Genomic DNA, 14314 nt, shown 5'->3' with positions numbered 1-14314 from the left:
TACAATAATACTTCATTGTCATTTGCATGCTCACAAAAAGAATCATCCCCTGTCTTGATGTTACCCTGGACGAAGCCGGCGGGACCGTAGTCAAGGGTGTGGAATTCCTTGACCTCAGGAAAGCCGGTGATCCGGTGGAACTGGCAAAACGCTATAATGAACAGGGCGCTGACGAACTGGTTTTCCTGGATATCACGGCATCCCATGAAGGCAGGGATACCATGATCGATGTAATACAGCGCACAGCCAACGAGGTTTTCATTCCCCTGACAGTGGGGGGAGGAATTGGTTCGGTGCAACGTATCCGTGAAATCCTGCGTGCGGGTGCGGATAAGGTCTCCATCAACACCGCCGCGGTCAAAAGCCCTGGACTTGTGCGGGAAGGTGCGGACATATTCGGCTCCCAGTGTATTGTTGTTGCTATTGATTGTAAGCGCAATACAGACGTTGAGAACAATCCCGACAAGACCATCATCGAACTTGAGGATGGAAGCCGTGTGTGGTATGAGGTCGTCATCTATGGCGGACGCAAACGTACCGGTATCGATACTGTACAGTGGGCCAAACAGGTGGAAGAACTGGGTGCGGGTGAGATCCTGCTAACCAGCATGGACCGTGATGGTACCTATGATGGTTTTGACCTGCCGATAACCCGCAAACTGTCCGAGGAACTGGAAATCCCGATTATTGCTTCCGGCGGTGTGGGTGGCCCTGAACACATGAAGGAAGGGTTTGTAAAAGGTAAAGCCGATGCAGGACTGGCTGCCAGCATTTTCCACTTCGGGGAATATACGGTTGATGATGTGAAAAAACACCTGCGTAAGAACAACGTGCCTGTACGCACCTGAGGTGACAGTAATGGAGATAGCAGCCTTCCAGCAATTGATGTGCGATCTCTATCTGGAGAACGACAAAAGGCGGGGAAAAACAGCGACCGCCCTCTGGCTGGTGGAAGAAGTGGGTGAGTTGGCCGAGGCTATCCGGCGGGATGACCCGGAGAGCATCCGGGAGGAATTGGCTGACTGTTTTGCATGGATTGGGGCACTGGCAAATCTCTACGGGATAGATCTGGAAGAGGTATTCAACGAAAAATATCCACAGAGTTGTCCTACCTGTGGAAAGAATCCGTGCATCTGCACGGATTGATATATTCATTCATATAATAACAAATTTGTTTGATAGTCTCTGTATTTTTGTGAAGATCTAGTTGTATCAGTACGAAGGGAGGAATGATTTATCCGTCATTCATCCATTCTGGATATTTGATTTTTACTGCTGTATGCAATGATTGCTATTGTCATTTCAGTTTTCAAAAAAATATCAAGGAAAATAATGACGATGCTACATTATTACCGGTAAACCAATTGTGCAACAGGAGGTGACAAAGATTCCTTTAAGTTCACCCCACAATTTCAATCTGTGAAACTCCACTTATCTCAATCTCAGGTGTGCCCTTGTAATCCTTGATCTTGCCTGTCACCAGCACATCCTTACCTTCATAGTAAGTATCAGGAGATTGGGGGAAATTTGACCAGCTGTCCTGCCATATTATTACAGTGAAGTAACCTTTGTAAGGATCATGGAAATTCAGATAGATTATGCCATCCTCTTCATTTTTAGCTGTTGATACCACCCTACCTTCAACCGTGTTCACCTCACCTACATGGCTGCCTGCTTCCAGATAAGAAATAACTGCGGTATTGTTATTTTTCGAATAGGACCAAATCCCTAATTTCTCAGTTCTTGCATGTTGCTGGGCTTCAGCAAAAATATGCTGATACTTCGTGTCGGGCTCATAGGCCCTGGCCAGAGCCAAACCTTCTTCCACAAGCTCCCTGTTTACCAGTTCACCGTCAAGCCAGACATATCTCAAGAGACGGCCATAAGTATCCCGGTTACTGCTATCCCCTTCCAGCAAAACCTGTTTACCTTCGATCCGGTTGGACAAATAATCTTTTGCCTTGGTATAATAGGGTTCATCCACCTCCGGTGTATCTATCCCGATTAGTCTTACTTTCTCCCCGGAATCCGTCACGAAAGTATCCCCATCTATCACGCTGGCAACCGTTGTGGTCGAATTCCCGATCTGGCTTTCCTCCGAAGAAAGACATCCACACGAAATAAGTATGAGAAGAGCAACGACCATAATTAATGACTTTTTAAACATAGGAGGAAAATAATTCTACTACTATTAAAATATAATTGTATTCCGGGCAATCTTTATTTTTGATGGGGGATTATTGGTTGGTATGAAAATACCGGCTAGAAAAATCCTTTTCGTACTACTTGCCGTCATGATATTTTTCACCAGCACCTCCCTTGCAGATATTGAAAAAATATCAGACAAACCCTGGGACCACAGCCCCATATCCGTATATATAGATGATAAGGATACACCTGAACACTACAGTCCCACCTACAGAGAACAGGTAGAAATTGCCCTGGATTACTGGGAAAAAGGTGGAAACGGGGCCCTCAGTTACCAGCCTGAATTCAAAATCATCGATAATCCTGACGCAGACATAAATGTTCGCTGGGTGGAGAATCTTGAAAAGGTAGAGGGAGCCGGTGAAGGAGTGGCTGGATACTGTAGACCCACCATTGTCGGGAACAAATACCTGCATGCTGAAATAGTGCTTGAAGCAGGAAACTACCAGGGGTTTTCCTGGGTGCAATATGGTGATGCAAATATGCAGGAGGTGTCCAAGCACGAAATAGGACATGCCCTGGGACTGGGACATAGCACAGAAAGAGGAGATATCATGTATCCCAGCTATGAACAACGTGATAACATCAATCCCCTTCTATTAGAATCCACTTTCCCCTACCTGATAGGTGCAATAATAGTAATCGTAACCATAATAGGATACCACGGGATTGGATGGAGAAAAATGCGCAAGCAACGCAAACAAATCGAGAAGGAGGTTTTTAAAGGCAAAGAATGAATATGCAGCAGCTGTGTTGCGACATCATGAAATATCTCGCAGGCGAGTATGTGGATTTCCTGAAATATGATCCGGACCTTACACATCTTACAAAGTTCCAGCGGGAAGTCCTGGAAGCCACCCGCAAAATCCCTTACGGACAAACACGCACATACGGGCAACTGGCAGAAGACATTGGAAAAAGCAAAGCAAGTCGGGCAGTCGGCCGGGCACTTAACAAAAATCCCTACCCCCTGATAATACCCTGCCACAGAGTAGTTGCTAAAAATAATATAGGTGGCTATGCAGGTGGCAAAGAATTAAAGAAAAAATTACTGGAAATGGAAAAAGCCATTAATTACGATGAATCAGTTCGTTAAGTTGATATACGGGAACTGAAAATTATACCCCTGACTCATTAGATGCTCATAATTTATCAAAGGAGTATAATCACATGAAACAACAGGTTGAAGTAAAGGAACTCAAGGAAGGCAAGTACGTAATTATCGATGACGAACCATGTATTATCAAGGGCCTGTCAAAATCCAAACCCGGAAAACATGGTTCTGCTAAAGCAAGGATTGACGCAGTTGGTATATTCGATGGACAAAAACGCTCAATCGTAAGCTCCGTTTCCTCAAAGACCTTTGTGCCTATTGTCGAAAGGAAAAGTGCACAGGTACTTTCCGTCACAGGAAACATCGCCCAGCTCATGGACATGGAAGACTATTCCACCTTCGAAATGGAAATCCCCGATGAATACAAGGATAGGGTGAACGAAGGGGGAGACATTTCATACATAACCGCCATGGGTAAAATGAAGATAGACCTGCGTTAAATAATGAAATGTTCTACCAGCCCCTTATGATGGACGCCCTGTGGGATTACGGGGCCGCAAAATATGTTATATTCGGAGTCCCTTTTGACGGGACTTCCTCTTACAGGCCGGGAAGTCGCAGGGCTCCGGATGCTATGAGACAGGCGTCTGAAAATTTTGAAAGTTACAATCCTTTTTTTGATATTGACCTTGCATCTATTCCGATCCATGATGCAGGCAACCTTGAAGTTTATTCTTCTGTTGATGAAACCCTCAGGGACCTTTACTATGATACCAGGGACATCGTAAAAAATGAAAAAATCCCCATTATGATAGGGGGAGAACACTCTCTTACCCTTTCCACCATTAAAGCCTGTACAAAAGACGATGATGACATTGGAGTGATCGCACTGGATGCCCATTTTGACCTGCGGGAAGAGTTTGGCGGAGTGAGAAATAACCATGCGTGCGTCAGCCGGCATATATTAGAAGAGGCCACCGACAGGTATGTATCCATTGGAACAAGGAGCGGACCCCGGGGCGAATGGGATTTTGCAAAAGATAATCACATATCCTATTACACACCGGAATATGTGAAAGAATATTCTGCCAAAAAACTTGCTACAAAGGTTATGAAAGAAATAGGAACCTCACAATTCTACCTTTCTCTGGATATGGACTGTCTGGACCCTGCTTATGCCCCTGCAACAGGTACTCCTGAGCCCTTTGGCCTTGATCCCTGGCAGGTAAGGGACCTGATACATGCTTTTGCCCCCCACACAGTTGGTTTTGATATTATGGAAATTGCTCCGGACTATGACAGTGGACAGACAGCCCTGCTCGGTACAAAACTACTAAGGGAATTCATAGCCGCACATGCAGCCGGCAATATCCAATAAGCATCAATTAGATATATACCCTCAAACCTAACTGGCGATTATGAGTGAAGAGATCGAGACCACATGCCCTGCATGCTCACCACAGGAATTCGTGTGGCACGACATACTGAAGGATGGACAGAACATGCTTGTCCGGTGCCAGGTTTGCGGTGATGTACATCCCACAGAGATCGAGACAGAGAAGACCATCCCCGTAAGATTAGTAATCAGTCGAGGGGATGAATCATTCAAGACAAATGCACTTTTTGAAGAGACACAGGTCATCACGACAAACGAAGAATTGGTTGTGGAGGACCAGAACGGTGAAGATGTATACCCCATACAGATCACTTCCATCGAAACACCTACAAAACGTGAAGAATACGCAAAGATTGCAGATGTTGAAACCATCTGGGCACGTGCGATTGATGAAGTCGATGTCAAAATATCAGTACAATCCATAGGAAATACTAATCCCCATACAAAAAGAGTACCCGGAGAAGAAATTTTTGAAGTCGGCCTGGAATACGAAGCTGGGGGAGAGCGCTTCAGGATCACAAGAATAAAGATACGTGGAGGAAAATTCAGGTTTAAAAGGGGAGACAAAGTAGAGGCCAAATATATAAAAAGAATCTTCGGCAGGGTGGCCTATAAGAAAGGATGGGGAGGGGGCAGGACCGCTTGGAGTATGAAGAGAAACGTAAGGAACTGGTAAACCAGATCAAAGAAGAAGGAATCGGAAAACAGGTGCTTGAAGCTATGGGTAAAGTTCCCAGACACCTTTTTGTTTCCAAAGATATTAAAGACTCTGCATATATTGATTCTCCCTTACCTATAGGGAACAGGCAAACGATTTCAGCACCTCATATGGTAGCCATAATGTGTGATGTCCTGAAAATAGAAGAAGGCATGAAGATTCTTGAAATCGGAACCGGTTCCGGTTATAATGCTGCTGTTATGGCCGAAATGGTGGGCAAAAAGGGCCATATATACAGCCTGGAAAGAATCCCTTCTTTAAAACAATTTGCCGAAAGTAACCTTAAAAAGGCGGGTTACACCAATGTTACTGTCATCGAAGCCGACGGCACTCTCGGTTATTCTCCACAGGCTCCATATGAACGTATGTGCGTAACCTCTGCAGCTCCATCTATCCCTCGACCCCTCAAAGAGCAACTTTCAGCTGGCGGAATTATGGTGATTCCGGTTGGCAAATACATGCAAAATCTGATTCTTGTCCACAAACTTGATGACGGAACCTTCAGTGAGGAAAACCTTGGCGGCGTTATTTTTGTACCCCTTATTGGAAAATACGGGTACAGAGAATCTATTTAATGAAAATTATATACGATGGACATATATACAAGGAACCCATCTATATACGCATATATAGTGATGACGAATTAATCGAGGGATGGATATAGAAACAAGAAAAGTACAGCAAACCGGAGGTTCTACATATATTATTTCTCTCCCTAAACCCTGGGCACAGAGAATGGGAGTTGAAGCAGGCTCCAGAGTATCCGTCAGAAACCAACCCGATGGATCCCTTAATATAGCCACTCTGGACACCACAACAAAACCCAAAAAACGTAAGATGGAAATCACCAATTACAAGGGAGAAGGCCTGATACGTAACATAATTGCTGCCTATGTTGCCGGTTACGACCTTATTGAACTTGTGTCCCCAAGAATACTTGCCGAGCAAAAAAAAATAATACGAGAAATTTGCCACAAATTAATCGGCCCCGAAATCATCGAGGAAACCTCCAAAAGTGTCCTCATACAGGATCTACTCAACCCTGAAGAAGTTTCCATCAAAAAAAGTATCCGCAGAATGTACCTTATTTCCACTTCAATGCACAAGGACGCCATCCAGTCTCTCAGGACCGGTGAAAAAGACCTTGCACTTGATGTGATGCTCAGGGATGATGAAGTGGACAGATTGTTTTTACTTATCTCAAAACAGTTCCGCTCTCTGTTCAGAGGGACACGGCTTGCCGATACTACAGAGACATCCATTGATGAATATCATGACTTCCGACTTGTTGCAAGTTCTCTGGAAAGGATTGCAGACCATGCCCACAGGATCGCAGGAGTTACCAGAAAACTGCAAGGGCCTGTTCCCGAAGAAATAATGGGGCCTATAGAAAGGGCGAGCGAGGAGGCACGCAGTACTGTGGAAAAGGCAATTGATGCCCTCTATGGTTGTGATGTGAAACTGGCAAATAAAACCATTGAGAACATACAGCACATAAAAACCGATGTTGACAAACTCAATGCATCCTTTATGAAGCTAAAAGATGTAGGGACTGTAGTCGGACTGGGAACTGTGGCCGATAGTATAGAGAGGACAGCAGAATACGGCACAAATATCGCTGAGACTGCTATAAATATGGCCATCGCCACTACAGAAGAAAGTGCCTGAATTGAAAAACAGACGCTTATTTATATAATGATAATATCAGAAATCAAGAGGACAATTCCCACATCATAAATGGAGGAAATAGATGGGAGTAATAAGATCATTAAGAAGAAACTTCACAGGTCTCCTGAAGAAACTGCTCAATAAAAAAAGTGCAAGGATTGGCATTTATGGTCCCCCGAATGCAGGAAAGACCACCCTTGCAAATCGCATACTACGTGACTGGACAGGAGATGCCATGGGTTCGGTATCCAATGTTGCACATGAGACACGCCGTGCCAGGAGAAGAGAAGGGGTAACAATCAAAGGCAATGGTAATTCATTATCACTTGATATTATAGACACTCCCGGTCTTGCTACAAAGATAGATTTCCATGAATTCATGGAGCAGGGAATGAGTGAAGCAGAATCCAAACGCAGGGCAAAGGAAGCCACCGAAGGAGTAATTGAAGCGGTCAAATGGCTGGAAAGCCTTGACGGTATAATCCTTGTAATGGATGCAACCGAAGACCCGTTTACCCAGGTGAATGTCACGGTCATAGGAAATATGGAAGCCCGCGGTCTTCCACTCTTAATAGCTGCCAACAAGATTGATCGTGAAGATTCATCGCCTTCAACAATTAGGGAAGCGTTCCCCCAGCATCCACTCGTTGCCATATCTGCCCTTGAAGGAAAGAACATTGATACTCTTTATGAGGAAATTGCAAAGAGATTCGGGTGATTGAAATGCAGGGAATTCAAATGGATTTACTTTCAGAGGATCGGCTTGCAAGGATGAGCCCTGTGGAAAAGATTCGTTTCATCATTGATGAAGTCAAAAACGGTAAAATCCTTGTACTGGAAAGAGGACTCAGTCCTGAGGAAGAAGCCAATCTTATCGAGATGACAATGACACAAATAGCACCTGATGAATTCTCAGGGATCGAAATGGAGACGTATCCAGCCCACGAAACAAAGTCTTTTCTGGGAAAACTTTTCAACAAAGGCCCAAAAGGCAGACTGACCCTTATAGGCCCGGCCGATCAGCTTAAGACCCTCAAAAAAGACAGGGATATGATTACAGCATTGGTATCCTCAAACAGATAAGTGTTGTTTAACCTATGGAATCCATAGAAAGAGACATTAAGGAAAATACCAGCAACCAGTCCCTTTCATCTTATGAAATGGGGAGAGACGACGTCAATGTCATTTGTACCTATGGAAAAATATCTGTGTGGTTTGGCAGGCAGACTCCTGAAGTCGTTGTTGGGAGAATTCTTATATCTATTTCCCGGATTGATAAATCCGCCGTCCATGAAGTGGAAATTGTTTGTCCTTTTGAGAAAATAACAGAATATGAAAGCCATGGATATGTATTGGTATCCTACGCTAAATGTGAAAGTGGTTACAGGGCTACATTCCACATACCCTTCTATAACAAAAAGGCCCTTTTCTTTTTTGCAGAACACATAGTCAGAAAATTGCAGCAGAGAGATGTAAAAATAGATATATACTGGAATGGGGATGATTCAGACATCACCCGATTAACCGAGCACCTCAAAGAAATTGATGACTGGAAAGTAAAAAACATAAATTACAAGGATAGCAGTAAAGAAAAACAGGAGAAATAAAGAGAATGAATACCTGTAATGAATGTGAACACCTCACATTATCCATGGAATTGATGGCCGATCAAATAAAGGACATAGCACAGAGGCTTGACAAGGAAAGTATCAAGAAAACCATTGAGTACATAATGAATGCAGATTCCATATTTATAACAGGAGCTGGAAGGTCAGGCCTTGTTGGGAAAGCTTTTGCTATGCGGCTCATGCACCTGGGATTTACAAGTTATGTTGTAGGAGAATCTACAACCCCTGCAGTACACAAGAACGATGTAGTAATTGCCATTTCCGGCTCAGGAGAAACACGTTCAATATCCGATCTGGGAAGAATTGCTAAGGATATCGGAGCGACTCTGATAACAGTAACCTCCAACAAGGATTCCACACTTGGCCATATATCAGATGCAACCCTGGAAATACATGGACGCAGCAAGGAAGATACCGGTGGTTATCTTGAAAGACACATGAGAGGAGAATATTCCCACCTCACACCTCTGGGAACTTCCTTTGAAATTTCTTCTCTTGTATTCCTTGATGCCCTTATTACAGAATTGATCTATATCACAGGTGCATCAGAAGCAGATCTTAAATCACGCCACGCTAAACTGGAGTGAAACATGTTTGCCGGGAAATTCTCACAAAGGGTACAGGGCATTGATACATCCGGCATCCGTAAGATCTTCGAAGCGGCCGGATCGGATGCCATCAATCTTGGCCTGGGCCAGCCGGATTTCGACACTCCCGAACATGTAAAAAAGGGTGCAATCGATGCCATAAATGAAGGATTTACAGGCTATACCCTGGGACCCGGCATCACAGAACTCAGGGAGGCATTGAGCAAAAAGTTCCGGGAAGAAAATGCAATTGCCACTACACCGGATGACATAATCGTAACGTCCGGTGCCTCAGAAGCCCTGGAGATTGCACTTGCATCACTGGTAAACCCGGGAGATGAAGTTCTTCTTGCAGATCCGGGTTTCGTATCATACGCATCTCTGGCAGGAATCATGGGAGGAAAAGGAATCGGTGTGCCCCTGTCCGATGACCTGAGAATGCAACCTGAAGACGTGATGGAAAAGATCACGTCAAAAACCAAAGCTTTTATCGTGAATTCTCCTTCCAATCCCACAGGGTCCGTCCAGACGAAAAAGGATATGAAAGGATTTGCCGAGATTGCAGATGACTATGACCTTACACTGATTTCTGATGAAGTCTATGAGCATTTCATCTATGAAGGAGAACATGTCAGCCCCGCCCAATATTCTGACAATGTAATTACCGTGAATGCAACATCAAAGACCTATTCGATGACCGGCTGGAGACTGGGATATGTAACCGCTTCTTCAGAATACATCCAGCAAATGTTAAAAGTTCATCAATATGTACAGGCGTGTGCATGTTCCATGTCCCAGAGGGCTGCCCTTGCTGCCATTCAGGGACCCTTTGACCCGGTTGTGCATATGCGCGAAGAATTTAAAAAACGCAGGGATATGCTCATAGAAGGGCTCAATGGGATGGGTATCAAATGCCACAAGCCCGCAGGTGCATTTTATGCATTTCCCGAGGTCGAACCTGAATACGCCCAGCAACTTATCGCAAATGGAGTAGTGGTCGTGCCGGGTGAAGCATTCGGTGAAGGTGGAGCAGGACATATGCGCATATCATACGCCACCTCCATGGAAAACATAAAAAAAGCAATGAAAATTATGGAAGAAATACTCTAAATTATTCTTCCAGACGCTCGAGTAACAACGAAAGCGCCTCATCTATTCCTTCACCGGAGAGGGTGGACATTTCAATATCCACTTTAAATGTGTTGTTTCCACAAAGGTCCAATTTGTTTGCAGCGACCAGCACAGGCAATCCAAAATTATTCCGCACATCATCAAGCAATTTTACCTGCTGGGACATTTCATAGCCACAGGTTTCGCTGGGATCAAGGATGAAAATTACCACTGCATCAAGATATTTCAGAGCAGTAATAGCCTGCATCTCCACTTCGTTGCGATCCGACATAGGACGATCGAGCAGACCGGGGGTGTCGATTACCTGATAGCGGTTATATCCTCGCATAAAGTGACCTATCGTAACACCCTTGGTTGTAAAGGGGTATGAGGCAACCTCTGGTCTTGCATCGGTGACAGCAGCCACAAAACTCGACTTACCCACATTGGGATAACCCGCCACAACTATTGTGGGTTCTTCCCTCACATCCGGAAGCTTGCGAAGCTTGTTGCGTGCTTCATTCAGATACAAAAGGTCCTTCTTGATGGATGAAATAACGGAAGCCATCCTGCCAAAAGCTTCTTTTCGTACCTGTGGTGATGAAGGGGCACCTCTCATTTTCTGGACATATTCTCTGGAGAGATCATGGATCTTATAAGATGCCCAGTCAAGCCGGGATAAGGATTGCCTCATCCTGTCGACATCAACAAGAATCTGGGCCAGTTCATAATAAAAAGGTGGTATGGTTTCAAAACTGGGGAACCTCCTCACAATATTGGAGAGATTATCTGTCAGGATGTTACCTGCAGTAAGTACCATTGATTCGTCTGCTTTCAGAGCAGCCTCCCTACCTCCTCTCTTCTTACCTGCATTTGCACGACTGGCCCGCCTGAAAGCCTTGTCTACAAGTTCATCTTCTGTAGGTACTGTACTAATCTTCTCAAATATCATGATACGATTACCTTCCGATTGCGACAAACACAAGTAAGATATATAGTCTTTATTCTGCAAAAACACTATTTATAAATACAGCTTTTGATCATTTCTTACTACAAAGCGGTGGTCATCATGGAACTTACTCCAATCCAGAAAGAAATACTAATTGCATTGATAAATTTACAGCGCCAGAAAGATTCGGCCGTTAAAGGGGAAGAGATTGCCGATCTGATTGACCGCAATCCAGGGACAGTCCGAAACCAGATGCAATCCCTGAAAATGCTGGGACTTGTAGAAGGAGTCCCCGGCCCAAAAGGAGGATACCGTGCAACGGGTACCGCCTATGAAGCTCTTAGTGTCACATCCATGGAACATGAAGCAATTGTGCCTATCTATCGTAATGGGGAACTTGTACAGGGAGCTACAGCTGCTGAGATCATATTCACAACAGTCAGGCATCCAGACCTTTGCAATGGCAGGATTAAAGTAATAGGCAATGTCCGCAGTTTCCTCGAAGGAGACCAGGTGCAGGTAGGCCCAACACCTGTAAACAGGCTGATAGTCCGAGGGGAAATTGTAGGCAGGGATGATACCGAAAATTCCCTTCTATTCTCAATAAACGAAATGGTTTCACTACCCAAAAAATCCGTCAAACATTACATAACTCACCAGCCAATTTATGTGAATGTCAATTCAACCATCCAGGAAGCTGCCAGGATATTGGTAAGCAACAATATACACGGTGCTCCCGTGGAAGATAATGGCAAGATGGTCGGGGTTGTGACATTCACAGATATAGGAGAAGCTCTTGCAAGTGGAAAAATGACACTCAAAGTTAAAGATATTATGACAAGGGATCTTATCACCATTAACGGGAATTCTTCCCTCAGTGATGCGGTCCAGATGTTCAACAAGTATGACATCGGAAGACTTGTGGTGACACTCAACGACGAGCCTGCAGGACTGTTATCAAAAACCGATGTACTGCACGAACTTGCTGTTTACTGAAATATCAGTGACGTCTGCCTTTCATCTCAGCAGATATCTCGTCCAGGGTAATATTGTTGGCTGAAAGCATAACCAGCATGTGGAAAAACAAATCGCAGGATTCCTCAATAATCCTGTCTTTCTGTCCATTTTTTGCGGCAAGGATTACTTCAGTGGATTCTTCACCTATTTTTTCCAGAATCTTATCCATCCCTTTATCGTGCTTCAAAAGAGAGCATACATAAGAACCCTCAACTGCGTTTTCTTTGCGATCTTCTATAACATCATATACGTCTTCTAGAACTGAAATTGAACTCATTGGTAATCACTCCCTGAAGAAAGGAATACAAGTTTTCCAAAGGATATATGATATTATATGATTTTCCCTTCTTCAATAGCCAATGCCTATATATGCCTGCAAAAAATAAATTAAATGAGGAAGAGGTAAATGATATCTTTCCAAGGAGTCAGAAAAATGATAGGGGAAAATATGCAGGTAAAAGATGCAATGAGCAGAGGAGTGGTTACAGTACCAATGGATGCAACCGCAGCAGAGGTAGCAGAAACAATGGCAAATCGTGATGTTTCTGCTGTTGTAGCAGTTGACGAAAATGGTGAAACCTTTGGATTTGTTTCCGAAATGGATATTCTCTCCAGACTCGGAAACAAAAACTGGGAAATTGCCTCAATAGAAGATTTGATGGCATCATCTGTTAAAACCGTAAATCCGGATATGAAACTAAAGGATGCGGCAAAACAGATGGCTGAAAAGCACATTCATCGCCTGATAGTAATGTCAGAGGAAAAGGTAGGTGCGTCATACAGGCCAATCGGGATACTGAGCCCGGTAGACGTAATAAAATATCTTGTTCAAAAATAAATAGGATGACGTTGGAAGAAAAACCAGTATGACGGGACACCTTTAAGCTTTTCAGCCAACGTCTTATCATCCAATTAACATTGATAAATATATTTTTTGTGGTCTCCCGTCTACTGCTTACTTATATTTTTCTTGGATCGGTTATTTCACCTGTCAGTGCAGCAGCTGCAGCTGTCGCAGGAGAGCCCAGATAAACAAAGGATTCAGCACTTCCTTCCCTGCCACGGAAGTTCCTGTTAGAGGTTGCCAGGCCAACTTCACCGTCACCCAGAAGGCCGAATGAGCCACCCATACAAGGTCCACAACATGCAGATTCCACAATTGCACCGGCTTCCATGAACTGTTCTATATAGCCGGCCCTGAGGGCTTTCATGTATTCAGTCCTTGAAGCAGGTATAACCAGCAGCCTGACGCCCTCTGCAACGGGTTCATCACCCATCATATTGGCAACAATTTCAAGGTCCTCAAACCTGCCGTTGGTACAGGAGCCTACGAATACCTGATCCACTTTTGTTCCTTCTAATTCTGAAACGGGCTTTACATTGTCAACATTATGAGGACAGGCAAGCTGTGGCTCCAGGTTCGACACATCGTAGTGACGGATATCCTGATAATCCGCACCTTCATCGGAAACCCAATGGGAATCAAGCTTGTATCCAGGAATCCTTTCCTGAAGATATTTTTCGGTAACACTATCCGGTTCGATGATACCTGCTTTTCCTCCCATCTCTATGGCCATATTGGACATGGTCATCCTTTCGGAGATAGAAAAGGAACGTACTGTCGAACCTGCATATTCCGCAGCCATGTATCTTGCACCTTCAACACCCACATCTCCTATCAGGTGAAGGATGAGGTCCTTGGAATAAACCCTCTCGGGCAATTTTCCTTCAACTTCAAAGCGAATGGTCTGGGGAACACGGAACCAGAGTTTGCCAGAAGCAAGTACCGCTGCCATATCCGTAGAGCCCACACCGGTGGAAAAAGCCCCCAGGGAACCATAGGCACATGTATGTGAATCCGAACCTACTACGAGGTCACCGGGTTTCACATGTCCCTTTTCGGGCACCACCTGGTGACAGACCCCTTCATAAACGTCATAATTGAGAATATTCTGTTCCTGTGCAAACTCACGCAGCAT

At 44.4% G+C, this 14314-nt stretch carries 20 protein-coding genes; 16 read left to right on the top strand and 4 right to left on the bottom strand.

Annotated features, from left to right (window positions below; all coding sequences use genetic code 11):
* Window positions 1-26 precede the first annotated feature (26 nt).
* Window positions 27-848: an imidazole glycerol phosphate synthase subunit HisF gene (gene hisF, locus A9957_RS06375; RefSeq protein ID WP_292343029.1), complete on the top strand. Its 822-nt coding sequence runs from the start codon at window positions 27-29 to the stop codon at window positions 846-848.
* Window positions 849-858: 10 nt separating this feature from the next.
* Complete coding sequence (locus A9957_RS06370; RefSeq protein WP_096712094.1) at window positions 859-1146, top strand: MazG nucleotide pyrophosphohydrolase domain-containing protein; 288 nt, start codon at window positions 859-861, stop codon at window positions 1144-1146.
* A gap of 253 nt (window positions 1147-1399) precedes the next feature.
* On the opposite strand, the gene A9957_RS06365 is transcribed toward A9957_RS06370, so the two are convergent.
* Window positions 1400-2167: a thermonuclease family protein gene (locus A9957_RS06365; RefSeq protein ID WP_096712093.1), complete on the bottom strand. Its 768-nt coding sequence runs from the start codon at window positions 2165-2167 to the stop codon at window positions 1400-1402.
* Window positions 2168-2249: 82 nt separating this feature from the next.
* Here A9957_RS06365 and A9957_RS06360 point away from each other — a divergent pair, with 82 nt between their 5' ends.
* The 12 genes from A9957_RS06360 (at window position 2250) to A9957_RS06305 (ending at window position 10369) form a co-directional block, all read left to right on the top strand.
* On the top strand, window positions 2250-2945 hold the full coding sequence (locus A9957_RS06360) for a matrixin family metalloprotease (RefSeq protein ID WP_096712154.1): 696 nt from the start codon (window positions 2250-2252) through the stop codon (window positions 2943-2945).
* Between the two features lie 26 nt (window positions 2946-2971).
* Window positions 2972-3304 (top strand): methylated-DNA--[protein]-cysteine S-methyltransferase, encoded by a 333-nt coding sequence (locus A9957_RS06355; RefSeq protein WP_241646036.1) that lies wholly within the window; start codon window positions 2972-2974, stop codon window positions 3302-3304.
* A gap of 74 nt (window positions 3305-3378) precedes the next feature.
* On the top strand, window positions 3379-3762 hold the full coding sequence (locus A9957_RS06350; RefSeq protein WP_096712091.1) for a translation initiation factor IF-5A: 384 nt from the start codon (window positions 3379-3381) through the stop codon (window positions 3760-3762).
* An 8-nt stretch (window positions 3763-3770) separates the two neighbouring features.
* Window positions 3771-4640, top strand: a complete 870-nt coding sequence (speB, locus tag A9957_RS06345) for an agmatinase (RefSeq protein ID WP_096712090.1) — start codon at window positions 3771-3773, stop codon at window positions 4638-4640.
* A 40-nt stretch (window positions 4641-4680) separates the two neighbouring features.
* Window positions 4681-5334 (top strand): HVO_0476 family zinc finger protein, encoded by a 654-nt coding sequence (locus A9957_RS06340; RefSeq protein ID WP_096712089.1) that lies wholly within the window; start codon window positions 4681-4683, stop codon window positions 5332-5334.
* The gene (locus A9957_RS06335; RefSeq protein WP_164909079.1) at window positions 5280-5951 is read left to right on the top strand and encodes a protein-L-isoaspartate O-methyltransferase; all 672 of its coding nucleotides are present in this window, start codon (window positions 5280-5282) and stop codon (window positions 5949-5951) included. The genes A9957_RS06340 and A9957_RS06335 overlap by 55 nt, the downstream gene beginning before the upstream one ends.
* A 79-nt stretch (window positions 5952-6030) precedes the next feature.
* Window positions 6031-7044, top strand: coding sequence for a phosphate uptake regulator PhoU (locus A9957_RS06330; protein WP_105460249.1), 1014 nt, complete (start codon window positions 6031-6033; stop codon window positions 7042-7044).
* Window positions 7045-7126: 82 nt separating this feature from the next.
* Window positions 7127-7762 carry an Era-like GTP-binding protein gene (locus A9957_RS06325; RefSeq protein WP_105460250.1) on the top strand — a complete coding sequence of 212 codons (636 nt, stop codon included), beginning with the start codon at window positions 7127-7129 and terminating at the stop codon, window positions 7760-7762.
* 5 nt (window positions 7763-7767) lie between these two features.
* Complete coding sequence (locus A9957_RS06320) at window positions 7768-8127, top strand: DUF2073 domain-containing protein (protein ID WP_105460368.1); 360 nt, start codon at window positions 7768-7770, stop codon at window positions 8125-8127.
* Between the two features lie 14 nt (window positions 8128-8141).
* The gene (locus tag A9957_RS06315) at window positions 8142-8651 is read left to right on the top strand and encodes a hypothetical protein (RefSeq protein ID WP_096712085.1); all 510 of its coding nucleotides are present in this window, start codon (window positions 8142-8144) and stop codon (window positions 8649-8651) included.
* Window positions 8652-8656: 5 nt separating this feature from the next.
* Complete coding sequence (gene hxlB, locus A9957_RS06310) at window positions 8657-9259, top strand: 6-phospho-3-hexuloisomerase (protein ID WP_292343031.1); 603 nt, start codon at window positions 8657-8659, stop codon at window positions 9257-9259.
* 3 nt (window positions 9260-9262) lie between these two features.
* Window positions 9263-10369: a pyridoxal phosphate-dependent aminotransferase gene (locus A9957_RS06305; protein WP_292343032.1), complete on the top strand. Its 1107-nt coding sequence runs from the start codon at window positions 9263-9265 to the stop codon at window positions 10367-10369.
* A gap of 1 nt (window position 10370) precedes the next feature.
* Here the strand turns inward: A9957_RS06305 and A9957_RS06300 are convergent, their stop codons facing one another.
* Window positions 10371-11321 (bottom strand): NOG1 family protein, encoded by a 951-nt coding sequence (locus A9957_RS06300; protein WP_292343034.1) that lies wholly within the window; start codon window positions 11319-11321, stop codon window positions 10371-10373.
* A 117-nt stretch (window positions 11322-11438) separates the two neighbouring features.
* Between A9957_RS06300 and A9957_RS06295 the strand changes: the two genes are divergently transcribed.
* Entirely contained in the window at window positions 11439-12314 is an 876-nt protein-coding gene (locus A9957_RS06295; RefSeq protein ID WP_096712082.1) for a CBS domain-containing protein, read from the top strand.
* Window positions 12315-12318: 4 nt separating this feature from the next.
* Here A9957_RS06295 and A9957_RS06290 read toward each other — a convergent pair whose 3' ends face one another.
* Window positions 12319-12612 carry a phosphoribosyl-ATP diphosphatase gene (locus tag A9957_RS06290; protein WP_096712081.1) on the bottom strand — a complete coding sequence of 98 codons (294 nt, stop codon included), beginning with the start codon at window positions 12610-12612 and terminating at the stop codon, window positions 12319-12321.
* A gap of 129 nt (window positions 12613-12741) precedes the next feature.
* Here A9957_RS06290 and A9957_RS06285 point away from each other — a divergent pair, with 129 nt between their 5' ends.
* Window positions 12742-13173 (top strand): CBS domain-containing protein, encoded by a 432-nt coding sequence (locus tag A9957_RS06285; RefSeq protein ID WP_241646038.1) that lies wholly within the window; start codon window positions 12742-12744, stop codon window positions 13171-13173.
* A gap of 121 nt (window positions 13174-13294) precedes the next feature.
* Here the strand turns inward: A9957_RS06285 and A9957_RS06280 are convergent.
* The coding region (locus A9957_RS06280; protein ID WP_292343564.1) for a 3-isopropylmalate dehydratase large subunit at window positions 13295-14314 on the bottom strand (1020 nt) is incomplete at its 5' end.

It is taken from the genome of Methanohalophilus sp. DAL1 (assembly GCF_001683555.1).
Lineage (GTDB): Archaea > Halobacteriota > Methanosarcinia > Methanosarcinales > Methanosarcinaceae > Methanohalophilus > Methanohalophilus euhalobius.
This window is presented reverse-complemented; position numbering and strand designations above follow the sequence as displayed.